Here is a 15,402-nt window from a genome sequence, read left to right as displayed (position 1 = left end):
GGCTGCAACGGGTCGAAGCACGCAAATCGGCTCAAGGGAATTTCCAAGTGATAAAAAAGATCCTGATCGCCAACCGTGGTGAAATTGCCGTACGAATCGTGCGTGCCTGCGCCGAGATGGGCATTCGCTCGGTCGCGGTTTATTCGGACGCCGACCGCCATGCGTTGCACGTCAAGCGTGCCGACGAAGCCCACAGCATCGGTGCCGAGCCGCTCGCCGGTTACTTGAACCCGCGCAAGCTGGTGAACCTGGCGGTGGAAACCGGCTGCGATGCGCTGCACCCCGGCTACGGCTTCCTGTCGGAAAACGCCGAATTGGCAGATATCTGTGCCGAGCGCGGCATCAAGTTCATCGGCCCCTCGGCAGAAGTGATTCGCCGCATGGGCGACAAGACCGAAGCGCGCCGCAGCATGATCAAGGCCGGTGTGCCGGTCACGCCGGGCACCGAAGGCAACGTTGCCGACATCCACGAAGCCCTCACTGAAGGCGACCGCATCGGTTACCCGGTGATGCTCAAGGCCACCTCCGGTGGTGGCGGCCGTGGCATTCGTCGTTGCAACAGTCGCGAAGAACTCGAGCAAGCCTTCCCCCGCGTGATTTCCGAGGCCACCAAGGCCTTCGGCTCGGCGGAAGTGTTCCTGGAAAAATGCATTGTTAACCCCAAGCACATCGAAGCGCAGATCCTCGGTGACAGCTTTGGCAACGTGGTGCACCTGTTCGAGCGTGACTGCTCGATCCAGCGTCGCAACCAGAAGCTGATCGAAATCGCCCCCAGCCCGCAACTGACCCCGGAACAGCGCGCCTACATCGGCGATCTGTCGGTGCGCGCCGCCAAGGCCGTGGGCTACGAGAACGCCGGCACCGTGGAGTTCCTGCTCGCCGAGGGCGAGGTGTACTTCATGGAGATGAACACGCGGGTGCAGGTGGAACACACCATCACCGAAGAAATCACCGGCATCGATATCGTTCGCGAGCAAATCCGCATCGCCTCCGGCCTGCCGTTGTCGGTCAAGCAGGAAGATATCCAGCACCGTGGTTTCGCGTTGCAGTTTCGTATCAACGCTGAAGACCCGAAGAACAACTTCCTCCCAAGCTTCGGCAAGATCACCCGTTACTACGCCCCTGGCGGCCCCGGCGTGCGTACCGACACGGCGATCTACACCGGCTACACCATCCCGCCGTTCTATGACTCCATGTGCCTGAAACTGGTGGTGTGGGCGTTGACCTGGGAAGAAGCCATGGACCGCGGCCTGCGTGCCCTGGACGACATGCGCCTGCAAGGCGTGAAGACCACTGCCGCCTATTATCAGGAAATTCTGCGCAACCCGGAATTCCGTAGCGGCCAGTTCAATACAAGCTTTGTGGAAAGCCACCCTGAGCTGACCAACTACTCGATCAAGCGCAAACCCGAAGAGCTGGCCCTGGCCATCGCCGCCGCCATCGCCGCCCACGCGGGCATATAAACATGCAGCTGCAAGTTCCAAGCGGCAAGCTACAAGTAAAAGCAGATTGGCTTTTTCTTGCAGCTTGTAGCTTGAAGCTCGCAGCTATGAGGAGTCCCGAATATGAGCAAGAAGATCTTCGTAACCGACACCATCCTGCGCGACGCCCACCAATCGTTGCTGGCCACCCGCATGCGCACCGACGACATGCTGCCGATCTGCGACAAGCTCGACAAAGTCGGCTACTGGTCCCTGGAAGTCTGGGGCGGCGCGACCTTCGACGCCTGTGTGCGCTTCCTCAAGGAGGACCCGTGGGAGCGCCTGCGCCAACTGCGTGCCGCACTGCCCAATACGCGCCTGCAAATGCTGCTGCGCGGCCAGAACCTGCTGGGCTACCGCCATTACAGCGACGACGTGGTCAAAGCCTTCGTGGCCAAGGCGGCGGTCAACGGTATCGACGTGTTCCGCATTTTCGATGCAATGAACGACGTGCGTAACCTGCGCGTGGCCATTGAAGCGGTGAAAGCCGCTGGCAAACATGCACAAGGCACTATTGCCTACACCACCAGCCCAGTGCATACCGTGGAAGCGTTCGTGGCCCAGGCCAAGCAATTGGAAGCCATGGGCTGCGACTCCATCGCGATCAAGGACATGGCCGGCCTGCTCACGCCCTACGCCACTGGCGAACTGGTCAAGGCACTCAAAGCCGAGCAGAACCTGCCGATCTTTATCCATTCACACGACACCGCCGGCCTGGCCGCGATGTGCCAACTCAAGGCCATCGAAAACGGTGCCGACCACATCGATACGGCCATCTCCAGCTTTGCCTGGGGCACCAGCCATCCGGGCACCGAGTCGATGGTCGCAGCCCTTAAAGGCAGCGAGTTCGACACCGGCCTCGATCTGGAACTGCTGCAAGAGATCGGCCTGTACTTCTACGCCGTGCGCAAGAAGTACCACCAGTTCGAGAGCGAATTCACCGCCGTCGACACCCGTGTGCAAGTCAACCAGGTGCCGGGCGGGATGATCTCCAACCTGGCCAACCAGCTCAAAGAGCAGGGCGCCCTGAACCGCATGAGCGAAGTGCTGGCCGAGATTCCACGAGTGCGTGAAGACCTCGGCTTCCCGCCACTGGTAACGCCGACCTCGCAGATCGTTGGCACCCAGGCGTTCTTCAACGTATTGGCCGGCGAGCGCTACAAAACCATCACCAACGAAGTGAAGCTCTACCTGCAAGGCGGTTACGGCAAGGCGCCGGGCACGGTGAACGAAAAACTGCGCCGCCAGGCCATCGGCAGCGAAGACGTGATCGACGTGCGCCCGGCGGATTTGCTCAAGCCGGAAATGACCAAGCTGCGCGGCGAAATCGGCGCATTGGCCAAGTCCGAAGAAGACGTGCTGACCTACGCCATGTTCCCCGACATCGGGCGCAAGTTCCTCGAAGAACGCGACGCCGGCACCCTGGCCCCTGAAGTGTTGTTGCCGATCCCGGAAGCGGGCGGCGTGGCCCGTGCTGGCGGTGAAGGTGTACCGACCGAATTCGTTATCGACGTGCACGGCGAAAGCTACCGTGTGGATATCACCGGTGTCGGTGTAAAGGCCGAAGGCAAGCGTCACTTCTACCTGTCCATCGACGGCATGCCGGAAGAAGTGGTGTTCGAGCCGCTAAACGAATTTGTCAGCAGCGGCGGCAGCAAGCGCAAGCACGCGACCGAACCGGGCCATGTCAGCACGGCGATGCCGGGCAATATCGTCGATGTGCTGGTCAAGGTCGGCGACGTGGTCAAGGCCGGCCAGGCCGTGTTGATTACCGAAGCCATGAAGATGGAGACCGAAGTGCAGGCAGCGATTGCCGGCAAGGTCGCCGCTGTTCATGTGGCCAAGGGCGACCGGGTGAACCCTGGGGAAATCCTGATCGAGATCGAAGGCTGATTACTCAGCCTTCCAACTACCGCTTTAACCTCGGGGGGGCATGTGCCCCCTTTTTTTTGCTGATTTTTTGACCATCAGGCGGTGATTGCCGGGCTCTCCTTGCGTTTGAATTCGACAAAAATGCCCTTCGGGGTGTAGATCAATTCAGGTTCCAGGGTGGTCAGGTTACTGCTGATGGCGCCGAACCTCCCATCAATGGTGGTCGCTTTGGCGATGGGTAGCTGGCGTTTGAGCAACTCGTCGCTCTCTGGCTGTACGTCAAGGTGCAGGGTGGGGTTCCCCAACGTTAATGTGTTGCCGACGTTCAGCACGGAGTGCTGTTGATCCACGCCGATTTTGAAATTCACGCTCGATCCTGGTTTCAGATTCAGATCGTTGGTGATCCTTGTCCGCGCCGTAATCGCGGGGTCGAGCAGCAGGGTGCCGGCTACGTTAAGATTGTCGACGTTACCGCCGGAATAGCTCGCGCCCGGCTCGATATCCATTGTGCCCTTGATCCCACTACGGTTGATCAACGTCGCGTCGCTGTACACCTTGCCTTGTCGGTTGGCGTGCAGTGCACCGGTCAGCTCCCAGGAGCCTTTGCCGACCCACAGATGCTGCATTCTTGTCGCCCCTTCAAAAGTCCCTCCTTCAGCATCGTCGAGAATCACCTGATTGGTGCCACTGCCCCCATCCACTTCGCCGTTGAAACGGCTGCCTTTCTTGATAATCAACAGATCGTCACCGCCTCCCATGTCGAGGGCTACGCCGTTGCCGCCGGTGATAACGCCCTGATTGGTCACTTCATCGGCTTTATTTCCGTCCAGCTTCACACCCGTGCCTGTTGCACCGGTGATGCCCCCTCGGTTATCCAGCCAGACAGAGGTGAGCCCGGAGCTGACCAAGCCATGAACAGGCGCCTTGATCTGTACATCCGGGCTGTTGACGATTTCAACGGCTGTCATGAGGTGGGGGTTAGCCAGATTGGCGTCGCTTTGGGTCAGTTTGGCCAAGTGGTCGATATTCATACCGTGACTGCTCGCTGAGCCTGGGGTAGTCATGAGTTTGATGGTATGGGTATTGAGCAAGCCATTGGACGGTTGGCTATGGGCAGTCTTGAGCTCGCCAGACATCGCTGGCGGGTGTGCAGGTGGCTCTGCTGGTGTGGCCGGGGTGACGGCAGCGGCGAGGGACTGGGTGCCATGGGCAAACAGCATGCCCATGGAAGGGATATACGAGAATGGCGAGATCATGGTTTCCGGCCTCTTCGGTGTAGGAGGCCGGAGTGTAGCGAGCACAATCACCGGCTTAATGTCAGGCGTTGTAACCGGCTTGAGCGTGAAGTTTCCTCAGTTGCTGTCTTAAAACCCCATCTTCCATTCGCCTACCAGCCCATGGTTACGGCTGTTACTGCCGACCTCAGCGGTGTACGCGAGGCTCACTGCCTGGTGAGCAGAAAGGCCTATGTCCAACCCCGTGCGCAGGGCCAGGCTGTCGCGGTTCAGCGAGACGCCATCGACGGTGAAATCACTCTTTTCTCCGGTCAGGTCAATCAGTCGGGAAGATTGCTTCACGCTGCTTTGCACGTCGCCGTAGAGGTGCTTCCAGTGGGTGCTCAAATGCGGGGACAGGCTCATGTTGTTATCAAAACGATAAAGGCTGCCCAAGCGAAGCCCCAGGGTGCTGCTGAGGTTTTGCTGGGTTTGCGCACCGACATTCAACGCCGCAAAGCCGCCTTTTTCCTTGAAGCCTTCACGATGGTAGCGCTGGTACCCCAGGCCTGCGAACGGCTCGACGCTTAACGTATCCTTGCCCAGCTGGTAGCCCATTTCGCCAAACACGGTTTGGCTTTGGGCCGTGTATTTGCCTTTGAGTTGCTCGCGATAACCCAAGAAGTCGATATCGACACCGCGCTTGTTTTGCCCGTCATGGTTGCTGTAGATGGCACCCAGGCGCAGAGCCAGCGGGCCGTCCTGGCGTACGGCGTATGCGCCCAGATGCCAGCTGTCGAGCGCTGCTTTGAAACGCTTGTGCTCAAACTCGCTTTCGGATTTGCCTCCCACCACACCGGCACGCCAAGCGTGATCGACTGCCCAGTCGGCGCCCAGAACAACGCCCTTGGTGCTTTGCTGCAACCCGACGCTGCCATATTGGCCGTCAAGTTTGCCGTTGTGGCTGAGGCCTTTTACCCAGATGCGGCCATCGGCATCGTCTGCGACGTTTGCTGGCAGGTCGCGCAGGACCGAGAGCAGCGTGTCGCTGACCTGTTGCGTGCTCATTTGGGTGGCTGCGGCAAGGTTGGCGTTCTGGCTGCCCGCGAGTTGTTCGAGGGCCTGAGCGACCTTCCCCGGCGCGAGGTTATTGAGGTATTCGCCGATATTGCCCAGTTCGTACCTGTCCCAGGGGGTGAGTTTGTCTGATTCAAGTAGCGATTTGACCGCCGCGTCCACGGCCAGGGCCAGGCGCTGGCCGTTGCGAGTGTTTGTGTGTTCGGCCAGGTAAAAATCGACGGGGGCGTCTGTCGAAAGGCGATGCAAGACGCCGTCACGATTGATTGACCCGGTCAGTTCTGTGATCCCGGACCGATCGAACACGTGTTCCACGCTTCCCTGCGCTTGGGCAAATTGAATGCTGCTGGCGGCCAGCCCGAAGGACATGACGAGCACGAGTCGCTGTAAGGTGAATGGCATGCAGTCCCAACCTCTTGATTAATGAGGCCGGGAATTTAGGCGAGGTGAGGGGGGGATAACTGTCAGGCCATCGACCCCTGATTTGCGGGAGTTGTCTCTAGTACGGTGCGATTAAAAACTCATCTGCCATTGGCCGGTCAGTGCATGGTTGCGGCTGTTGCCGCCCACTTCGCCTGTATAGCCCAGGCCCAGGCGATGGCGGGCGGATAAGCCCAGGTCCAGGCCCGCTTCCAGCAACAGGCTGTCCCGATCCAGGGCGCTGCCTTGCACATTGAACGCCGTGCCCCCCGCCAGGAAAGCCTGGCCGGTGGTGCTGTCGACATCGCCATAGGTGTGCTTCCAGCCAACGCTGGCGCGGGGTGTGAGGCTGACGCCGTTGTCCAGCTGGCTCAGGTGCGCCAGGCGCAGGCCGAAGGTGCTGCTGAAGTTGTCCTGGGTCTGGCCCTTGACGTGTAACGCAGCGGCGCCGCCTTTTTCTTTATAGCCGTCGCGCTGGTAGCGCTGGTAGCCGAGGTTGGCGAACGGCTCTGCGCTCAAGCGACCTGCGCCAAGGGCGTATCCCAGTTCAGCAAAAGCCTGCTGGCTGTTGGCGTCATAGTCGCCTTTGGGGCGGTCGTTAAAACCGTTGAAGGCCACCGTGCGTTTACTGTCGCCTTGGTGCCCGCTGTAGGCAGCACCCAGGCGCAAGGCCAGTGGGCCACTCTGGCGCAGGGCATAGACGCCGGCGTGCCAGCTGTCGACGCTGCCGTCCACACCGGTGGTGTCCAGGTCGGTCTTGGAATAACCCCCCAGCATACCCAGGCGCCAGTTGCCGTCCACCGCCCAATCGGCACCGAGCACTGTGCCCTTGGTGCGTTGGGTCAAACCGTTACTGCCGTGCTCGCCGTCGAGCTTGCCGTAGCTGCCGATACCTTGCAGCCACAGGCGGCCGCGGGCGTTCGGGTCATTGAGGTTGCGCACCTCGGCGGGTACGCCGGTGGCCGCCAGTGAGGGTGTGTCTTTGCCGTCCAGCCCCACCAGCAGTCCCGCACCGCCGCCCACCTGGTGCATGGCGGCGAGCATGCTGTTGCCCACTTGAGCACTGGCATTGAGGGTGGCGCTGGTGAGGCTGGCAGTGCTGCTGCCCGCCAGTTGCTCGATGGCTGCACCGGCTGTGGCGGTGGTGGTATTGAGCAGGGCGTTGTACAGCGGATTGTTCGTGCCCAGGCCCGCCAGGCTGCTGGCGGCGCTGGCACCGTTGGCGGTGCTGGCGAACTGGTTGAAGGCGATGTCGTTACGTGTGTACGTGAGGCCGACCTGAGTGGCGCTGTAATCCAGGGTTGGGGTCAGGAAGGCGTAGTCGCTGGTGACCTTGCCAAACGTGCCGTTGATGCTGCCGGCTTGCAGCACGCTGTAATGGCTTTGCCACGGGTAGGTGCCTTCGCCGGGGTTGACCGCCAGGGTCGCGCCATTAAGGTAAGCGGTGCCGCCGACCTTGATCGGTGCGCTACTGCCGTCGGCGTTGACGCCATAGGCGAGGGTCGAGCCGCTGCCCATGCGCAAGTCACGGCTGATGCTGGCGGTACCCAATGCGGTGTTGGTCTGCAGGGTGCCGTTCATCAGCAGGCTGCCCACCGAGCCGCCGCCGGCATACACACCGCCTGCATCGACCGTCACATTACCGGCAATGCCGCCTTGGTTGACCAGCTTGGCACCGCTGGAAATCTCGCCGCCGTCGCTGAAATCACCCTGGCCGGTCAACGTCCAGATGCCTTGCTTGACCTCCAGCCATTCAAGGTTGCGGCTGTCGCCAAAACTGCCCCCTGCGACGTCGTCCAGGGTCAGTCGGTCGTAACCGCTGCCGCCGTCCACTGTGCCGATAAAGCGGCTGCCATTGCGCAAGATCACGTGGTCGTCACCGCCGCCCAAGTCCAGGGCCAGGCCATTGCTGGCACTGATCGTGCCGCTATTGATGACTGTGTCGGCGTAATTGCCGACGAACTTCACACCAAAGCCATCCAGGCCTTGAATCGTGCCGTGGTTCTCCAGGGTGGTAGTCGCAAGCCCGGGCCCGTCGCTGCCGTCGTCCACCAGGATGGCATTGTTGGCACCACTGATCAGCGCGCCCTGGGCGTTGTAGATAGCGCCGCCGCCCAGGGCGATCCCGTCGCTGCCGTTGGCAAAGCCGTTCTTGTCGACACCCCCGGCGCCGACACCCTGGATGACGCCGTAGTTTTCGATATGGGCGATCTTGTCGATGTCCACGCCGTCACCGTCGCCATCCGGTTGCAGCCCGGAGAACGCGCCGGTGATGGTGCCGTGGTTGATCACAGTGCCGTCGCCATCGGAACCAAAGCCCGAGCCGTTGCGGCCGATCACCGTGCCGTAGTTGGTCAGCGTGGCGCCCTCGTCCGTGGTGATGCCATGGCGGCCACCGGAAATCAGGCCGTAATTGGTGACCGTTACGCCGCTGGCGGAGTCGATATCCACGCCATCGAACTTGTCATCGCGGGAGAAGGTGTTGCCGGTGGAAATCTCGCCGTAGTTAGTGATAGTGGCGTTGGCGCCGGTCTTCATGCCGTCGCTGGCCTCCCCGCGAATCAAGCCACCGGCACGGTTGATGATGGTGGTGGTGACGTTGCTGCTGCGCAGCGCATCCAGGTCCAGCCCTTGGCCGGTGGCCGAGCGAATGGTGCCGCTGTTGTCGATCAGCACGCTGCCGCTGGCAAAGTTACTGTTGATGCGCAACGCATCATTGGCGCCTTGGATCACCCCGCCGGCAAGGTTGTAAATGCTGTACCTGCGCTCCCCGCTGACACTTCCTGAACTGTCGATACCCCGACCGCCACTGGAGACCAGCTTGCCCGCGTTAGTCACCACCACCCCCGCACCGCGGGTGCCGTCCTTGAGCGTCACCGCCACCCCAGAGGTTGTAATGCTGCCAGGCGCCGACGTGGTCAACGTATCACTGTCCCCCAAGGTTTGCCCCTGGGTGGTAGGCGTGTCGAGCTGCAGGGTTTTGGCTGCGGCTGCTTCGATGAAACCACCGCTGGCCAACAGGGTGATGGCGAGCGCGAGGCGTTGAGGAGACGGGGGCATGCTGGGCGACCTTGTTATGGCAAGCGAGTCGACCTGTATAGCGGAGGGGAGTTGCAGGAATGTGTCGAAAAGATGACGACAATGAATATGCAATCTATTGCAGATCCTTGAGCCTATTCAGCCTGAGCGCTGCAATATATTGCACATTCTGCACGTCAACCGCGCCGCACGTAGCCCTTGCCGAAATGCCGCTCCATCCGCGCCTGGATCAATTCGAGCCCCAGGGACATCACCCAATAAATGATCGCCGCCGTCGTGAGCATCTCGATATAGCGGTAGCTTGAGCGGCCATAGGACTGCGCCAGAAACATCACTTCCCACACGCCCATCACGGAGATCAGCGACGAATCCTTGAGCATCGAGATGAACTGGTTAGTGGCCGGCGGGATGATGGTGCGCATGGCCTGGGGCAGGGTCACGTGCCAGAAGATCGCCCTGTCGCGCATGCCCAGGGCCAGCGCAGCCTCGCGTTGACCATGGGGCACGCCGAGGATGCCAGCGCGGAAAATCTCGCTCAGGTAGGCGCCGTAATTCAGTGACAACGCGATGATCCCGGCGACGATGGCGCCTGGCACCAGCCCCAATTGCGGCAGGCCCAGGTAGATCAACAGGATCTGGATCAGTAGCGGCGTGCCGCGAAAGAACGAGGCGTAGAAACTGGCAATGCCGAACGCCACGGCACTTTTGGACAGGCGCCCCAACGCGGTGATAAAGCCCAGCACCGACGACGCGACAATGGCGCACAGGCACAAGAACAGCGTCAGCGCCGCGCCTTGCAGGAAGCCGTTGGGCGCAAGGTGCAGGCCGACCAGGTTGGGCAGCTTGTCGAGGATGATCGAGAACTTCAGGTCAAAGCTAAGGAAGAAACTCGCAAACAGCGCGAACAGCGCCGCCCAGGTCAGGTAAAGCCGTAGGCGAAAACTCATCGGCTTATATCGGCGCCGATCCATTTTTGCGACAGCGCGCTCAAGGTGCCGTCCTGCTTGAGCTGGGCGAAGACCTCACGCACTTTGCTGTCCCACTGCGGGTCGCCTTTCTCGATGGCCACCGAGTTGGGCTCCGAGTACAGCGGCGCACCGGCGAGCTTGAAACGCTTGTCCTGGGTCAGGCGCGGCTGCGCGGTGACCAGGTTGGTGAGGATCGCATCCAGGCGCACGCCAGCGCCCAAGCCCAGATCCTGGAACGCCACGTTGTCGGTGTCGTACGGGGCGATCTGCACCTCCTCGAACGGGTACTGCAACTGCGTGTCTTCGGCGCCTTCGATCACCAAGTTCTTGTTCAGGTAGCTTTCGTAGCTCGAGGCGCTGGTGAGGCCGACTTTCTTGCCGCTCAGGTCCTTCGCTTCGTGGATGCGATCGTCCTTGGCATTGACCACGATCACGGCGGGTGAGGCGTAGTACTCCACCGGGAAGTCGAACACCTCGGCGCGTGCCTTGCTTGGGGTCATGGAGCAAATGCAAATGTCGTAGCGCCCGCTCCAGCGGCCGGCGGCGATCACGTCCCAGGATGGGGTTTCCAGGCGCAACTTCACGCCCAGTTTTTGCGCCACGGCCTTGGCCACGTCCACGTCGAAACCGTCGAGCTGATTCTGGTCATTGAGAAATGAAAACGGTGGATAGCTTTCCATCAGCACGCCGACCAGCTCTTTCTTCTGCTCGACACGATCCAGCGTGGCACCGCCAAAGGCTTGGGTTGAAGCAGCCAACATCGTCAGGCCCAGGGCCAACAGCGGTCTGAATTTCAAAATCGAACACCTGAATAAAAAAGAGGTTGTTATTAACCGAACGGTACGCATTAAATAGTTATAAGAACGACTCTCATAGTGAGTTATTTTCATAAGCATATGAGTAAAAAGCATATGGGCGCAGTAAGCACAGTAATTCTCGATGGTGGCATGGGCCGTGAACTGCAACGCCGTGGCGCGCCGTTCCGTCAGCCGGAATGGTCGGCACTGGCCTTGAGCGAAGCGCCGCAAGCGGTGGAGGCGGTGCACGCGGCCTACATCGACAGTGGTGCCAATGTGATCACCAGCAACAGTTACGCGGTGGTGCCGTTCCACATTGGCGAAGCGCGGTTTGCCCAAGAAGGGCAGGCGCTCGCCGCCCTGGCCGGTGAGTTGGCGCGACGGGCGGTGCAGGCCTCCGGTAAAGCCGTGCAGGTAGCCGGCTCACTGCCACCGCTGTTTGGCTCTTATCGCCCAGATCTGTTCCAGGCCGAGCGCGTCAGTGAGTTGCTCACCCCCTTGGTGAACGGCCTGGCGCCGCATGTCGATCTGTGGCTGGCGGAAACCCAGAGCTCAATCGCTGAAGCGCGTGCTATCCATGCAGGGTTGCCGAAAGATGGCAAGCCGTTCTGGCTGTCGTTTACCTTGAAAGACGAAGACACCGACGAGGTGCCGCGCTTGCGCTCCGGCGAACCGGTGGCGGACGCAGCCGAGGCGGCGGCGCAACTGGGCGTGCAGGTATTGCTGTTCAACTGCAGCCAGCCGGAAGTGATCGGCGCGGCCATTGATGCGGCGCGGGCAACTTTCGAACGATTGGGTGTAGCGATTCAGATCGGCGCCTACGCCAACGCTTTCCCACCGCAACCCAAGGAAGCCACGGCCAACGATGGTCTGGACCCGTTGCGCGACGACCTCGACCCGCCCGGTTACTTGCAATGGGCGGCCGATTGGCAAGCGCGCGGCGCTAGCCATTTGGGTGGGTGCTGCGGCATCGGACCGGAGCATATTGCGGTGCTGGCCCAGAAGTTGGCTGGCTGAGCCTAAGTTCCGAGAGTCGCCACCCTCCAATGTGGGAGCTGGCTTGCCTGCGATGGCATCAACTGGTTTGCCTGATACACCGAGGTGTCTGTATCGCAGGCAAGCCAGCTCCCACACATGTGAGCATTAATCCCGACACTCTGTGAGTGTCTTCAACTGGCCCGAACCACTCTGGTTCGCCTCCGACAACCACGCCTCAAACCCGGCACCGACCTTCGGCCATTCCGAATCCAGGATCGAATACCACGCCGTATCGCGGTTCTGCCCCTTGACCACCATGTGCTGGCGGAACACCCCTTCAAAACTGAACCCCAAGCGCTCGGCTGCGTACTTGGACCGCGCGTTGCCGTTGTTGCACTTCCACTCCAGCCGACGGTAGCCCTGCTCGAACGCATACTTGGCCAGCAGGTACACCGCTTCGGTGCTTTTCGGCGAGCGCTGCATGGGTGCGCCGAAGGTGACGTGGCCGATTTCGATACGGCCTTGCGCCGGGACGATGGACATCAGGCTGAGGATGCCCTGAACCTGGCCCGTCGCACGGTCGATCACGCTGAAAAAGTACGGGTCGCTGTGGGCGGCGTGATTGTTCAACCAGGCGTCGAAGGCACTGCGCTCGGTGAACGGGCCGTAGGGCAAGTAATCCCACAGCTTCGGATCGGCCCCTGGGCCGTCAAGGGCTTGCCACAGTTGATCGGCATGGCGCGCCGGGTCGAGCTTTTCCAGGTGGATAAAACGCCCTTCAAGCAGTTGCGCAGTCGGCGCCGGGACGCCTTTCCAATCAGCGAGGGAATTGATCATGCAGTGCTCCTTAAAGACCTTTGCGAAATTGGATGAAGCCTGGGCGTTCGGCGATGCGCGCATACAGCTGGATCGCCGTGGCGTTGGTCTCATGGGTCAACCAGTGCACTTTGCAGCAGCCATCGGCCTTGGCGGTGGCGTAGACGAATTCGATCAGCTTGCGACCGACGCCTGTGCCACGTTGGGCTGGGTCAACCAGCAAGTCCTGCAGGTAGCAGGAGTTCTCGATGCTCCAGTTGGAGCGATGGTAGATGAAGTTGACCATGCCCACCGCCTTGCCGTCCTCCCAAGCCAGTGCCGAATGGGTCGGCTCGCTGGGGTCGATCAGGCGTTGCCAGGTGCTTTGGCTGACGGCGTCCGGCAATTCGGTGTTGTAGAACGCCAAGTAGGCCTGCCATAGCGGCAGCCAGGCGGCTTGGTCGGCGGCTGTGACCTGGCGAATGTCGATCAAGCTCATTCTGAAACTCCTTGGGGAATAAAGCGGGCGAGGGTCTGGTCACGTACATCGGCACTGGCGGCCAGGCCGTCACGGACACCGGCCATGTCGGCGGCGCTGCGGTTCTGGCTGAGTTTGCGTTTGCCCACCAGGCGTTCGATCGGCAGGGCAAAGCCGACAATGGCCTTGAGCATGCCGTCGATGTAGTCCGCCGGTGCGTCGCTGACACGCCAGGGTTGGGCGCGGGCGCTTTCATGGCGGTCGGTGAGGGCGGTGACCACCTTGAGCAAGCGCTCGGCGTCGCTGAATACCGCAGGCGTGCCATAGGCGTGCACGGCGATGTAGTTCCAGGTCGGGACCACTTTGCCGTGCTCGGCCTTGGCGGGGTAAAACGCCGGGCTGATATAGGCGTCGGCACCGGCGAAGATCACCAGCGCTTCACCGCCATTTTGCAGCTCGCGCCATTGCGGGTTGGCCTTGGCCAGGTGACCGTACAGCGTGCCGTTGGGCCCTTCATCGGGGTTGAGCAGCAAGGGCAAGTGGCTGGCTTGCAGGCCGTTTTCACCCACGGTTACCAACTGCGCCAGACGGGTGTGCTGGATCAGTTGCTGGATTTCGGGCAAGTCATCGAGAGCAAAGGCGCGGGGTGTGTACATGGAGATATTCCTTGGCGAATGCCTGCATCCTAGGCAGGCTATTGGTTCGTTGTAAGAGCCATCTCGCGCTATTTTCATAGGTCCAATATGCCGCCTGTTTCGCCACCGCTGTCCTTCAACCCCGCCGGTATCGAGCTGGACCGCCGCCAGGGCCTCACGCGCCAGCTTTATGAGGCCCTGCGCCAGCGGGTATTGGATGGGCGATTGGTCAGCGGCACGCGGTTGCCCGCAACCCGCGATTTGGCGACAGCCTTGTCGATTTCCCGCAACAGCGTGGTGCGCGCCTACGACCAGTTGTATGCCGAAGGGTTTATCGAGAGCAGGGTGGGTGATGGCACCTATGTTGCCCAATTGCCGATGCCCCAAAAACTATCCACAAAAGTATCCACAGGGTTGTCAACAGGCTTATCCCCAGGGTTATCCACAAAATGCGCAAATTTACCTGAGGATTTGGATGACGAAGTTATCCACAGTGCCGGGTTGGCGCGGGTAAAAGACCACCACCTGCCTCAGCCGCCTTCGGGGCCGCCTCGGGCATTTCGCGTGGGCGTACCCGCCTTCGATCTGTTCCCGTTTGAGGTATGGGCCAAGCTGAATGGGGCGTTCTGGCGCAAACCCGGCCTGGAACAGCTGTGCTATGGCGACCCGGCAGGTGATGGCCGCCTGCGCGGTTTGATCGCCGCGTACCTGCGCAGCTCGCGTGGCATGCAATGCACGGCTGAACAAATTGTGATCACCAGCGGCGCACAGCAGGCCATCAGCCTTTGTGCACAGTTGCTGGTGGAGCCTGGGGATGGCGTGGCGGTGGAAAACCCTGGCTATCGCGCGGCCGGCCATGCATTCGCTTTGGCCGGGGGGCGAATGCACGGCGTGCCGGTGGACGGTGAGGGCATGGATTGCCAGGTGCTCAGTACCCTCAATGATTGCCGCGTGGCGTATGTCACGCCTTCCCATCAGTATCCGCTGGGCGTGGTGATGAGCCTGGCACGCCGCCTGGAATTGCTGGCCTGGGCCGAGCGTTCAGGCGGCTGGATCGTGGAGGACGATTACGACGGCGAGTACCGCTACAGCGGCGCGCCGCTGTCACCATTGGCCGCGCTGGATCGCAGTGGCCGCGTGCTGTACGTGGGCACCTTCGGCAAGGTGGCGTTCCCGGCGTTGCGCCTGGGTTACCTGGTGTTGCCACCGGGCCTGGTGCAAGCCTTCACCCGGCGCCGCGCGGTGGACGTGCGTCACTCCGAAGTCAGCACCCAGGCGGTGATGGCCGAGTTCATGGCGGCGGGGCATTTCCAGCGGCACATTCGTCGGATGCGCCGTGCTGCGTTGAGCCGACGCAATGCCTTGTTGGCTGGATGGCCAGAGGCATTAGCCGGTGTTGGCCCATTGCCCAACGTTGCAGCGGGGCTGCACTTGACGGTGCGTGTCGACAGCGTGTCCCGCGAGCAACAATTGCTAAAGCAAGCTCATGCAGTCGGTGTAGAGATCAACGGATTGAGCACCTATTGGCTGCCAGACTCCAGCACACCGCCGGATCAACGCGCCGGCCTGGTGCTGGGGTTTGCTGCCGTGCCTGAGTCGGGCATTGCGCAGGCGCTGGAGCGTTTGCGTCTGGCTTGGCTGCCATAAG

12 protein-coding genes are annotated in these 15,402 nt (G+C 61.2%); 4 read left to right on the top strand and 8 right to left on the bottom strand.

All coding sequences use genetic code 11. The features are described from left to right. Positions 1 to 47 precede the first annotated feature (47 nt). Together HBO10_RS08325 and oadA are read left to right on the top strand one after the other, a co-directional pair. On the top strand, positions 48 to 1,463 hold the full coding sequence (locus HBO10_RS08325; RefSeq protein ID WP_034129150.1) for an acetyl-CoA carboxylase biotin carboxylase subunit: 1,416 nt from the start codon (positions 48 to 50) through the stop codon (positions 1,461 to 1,463). A 102-nt stretch (positions 1,464 to 1,565) separates the two neighbouring features. Continuing rightward, the gene (gene oadA, locus HBO10_RS08320) at positions 1,566 to 3,374 is read left to right on the top strand and encodes a sodium-extruding oxaloacetate decarboxylase subunit alpha (protein WP_034129149.1); all 1,809 of its coding nucleotides are present in this window, start codon (positions 1,566 to 1,568) and stop codon (positions 3,372 to 3,374) included. Positions 3,375 to 3,448: 74 nt separating this feature from the next. Here oadA and HBO10_RS08315 read toward each other — a convergent pair whose 3' ends face one another. The 5 genes from HBO10_RS08315 to HBO10_RS08295 form a co-directional block, all read right to left on the bottom strand. Continuing rightward, positions 3,449 to 4,384 carry a hypothetical protein gene (locus HBO10_RS08315; RefSeq protein WP_127880328.1) on the bottom strand — a complete coding sequence of 312 codons (936 nt, stop codon included), beginning with the start codon at positions 4,382 to 4,384 and terminating at the stop codon, positions 3,449 to 3,451. A 333-nt stretch (positions 4,385 to 4,717) separates the two neighbouring features. Then, the gene (locus HBO10_RS08310; protein ID WP_034129147.1) at positions 4,718 to 6,046 is read right to left on the bottom strand and encodes an autotransporter outer membrane beta-barrel domain-containing protein; all 1,329 of its coding nucleotides are present in this window, start codon (positions 6,044 to 6,046) and stop codon (positions 4,718 to 4,720) included. 111 nt (positions 6,047 to 6,157) lie between these two features. Then, on the bottom strand, positions 6,158 to 9,124 hold the full coding sequence (locus HBO10_RS08305; protein ID WP_034129146.1) for an autotransporter outer membrane beta-barrel domain-containing protein: 2,967 nt from the start codon (positions 9,122 to 9,124) through the stop codon (positions 6,158 to 6,160). Positions 9,125 to 9,279: 155 nt separating this feature from the next. Beyond that, positions 9,280 to 10,050 (bottom strand): amino acid ABC transporter permease, encoded by a 771-nt coding sequence (locus tag HBO10_RS08300; RefSeq protein ID WP_014720547.1) that lies wholly within the window; start codon positions 10,048 to 10,050, stop codon positions 9,280 to 9,282. Then, positions 10,047 to 10,868 carry an ABC transporter substrate-binding protein gene (locus HBO10_RS08295; protein ID WP_034129145.1) on the bottom strand — a complete coding sequence of 274 codons (822 nt, stop codon included), beginning with the start codon at positions 10,866 to 10,868 and terminating at the stop codon, positions 10,047 to 10,049. Before HBO10_RS08295 ends, HBO10_RS08300 begins: the two co-directional genes overlap by 4 nt. A gap of 114 nt (positions 10,869 to 10,982) precedes the next feature. Here HBO10_RS08295 and HBO10_RS08290 point away from each other — a divergent pair, with 114 nt between their 5' ends. Beyond that, a complete protein-coding gene (locus tag HBO10_RS08290; RefSeq protein WP_034129144.1) occupies positions 10,983 to 11,885 on the top strand; it encodes a homocysteine S-methyltransferase family protein in 903 nt (300 codons plus the stop codon). Between the two features lie 126 nt (positions 11,886 to 12,011). On the opposite strand, the gene HBO10_RS08285 is transcribed toward HBO10_RS08290, so the two are convergent. Genes HBO10_RS08285 through HBO10_RS08275 form a run of 3 tightly spaced genes read right to left on the bottom strand, consistent with a single transcriptional unit; the run spans position 12,012 to position 13,775 of the window. Beyond that, positions 12,012 to 12,683: a GNAT family protein gene (locus HBO10_RS08285; RefSeq protein ID WP_034129143.1), complete on the bottom strand. Its 672-nt coding sequence runs from the start codon at positions 12,681 to 12,683 to the stop codon at positions 12,012 to 12,014. Between the two features lie 10 nt (positions 12,684 to 12,693). Further along, a complete protein-coding gene (locus tag HBO10_RS08280) occupies positions 12,694 to 13,140 on the bottom strand; it encodes a GNAT family N-acetyltransferase (RefSeq protein WP_034129142.1) in 447 nt (148 codons plus the stop codon). Further along, positions 13,137 to 13,775 carry an FMN-binding negative transcriptional regulator gene (locus HBO10_RS08275; protein WP_034129141.1) on the bottom strand — a complete coding sequence of 213 codons (639 nt, stop codon included), beginning with the start codon at positions 13,773 to 13,775 and terminating at the stop codon, positions 13,137 to 13,139. The genes HBO10_RS08280 and HBO10_RS08275 overlap by 4 nt, the downstream gene beginning before the upstream one ends. An 87-nt stretch (positions 13,776 to 13,862) precedes the next feature. On the opposite strand from HBO10_RS08275, the gene HBO10_RS08270 reads away from it, so the two are divergent. Then, positions 13,863 to 15,401: a PLP-dependent aminotransferase family protein gene (locus HBO10_RS08270; protein WP_034129140.1), complete on the top strand. Its 1,539-nt coding sequence runs from the start codon at positions 13,863 to 13,865 to the stop codon at positions 15,399 to 15,401. The last annotated feature ends 1 nt before the right edge of the window (position 15,402 follow it).

This window comes from Pseudomonas sp. WS 5503 (genome assembly GCF_012985385.1).
Taxonomy (GTDB): domain Bacteria; phylum Pseudomonadota; class Gammaproteobacteria; order Pseudomonadales; family Pseudomonadaceae; genus Aquipseudomonas; species Aquipseudomonas paracarnis.
Note: the sequence above shows the minus strand (reverse complement) of the source record. Positions and strands in the feature narration are given on the sequence as shown.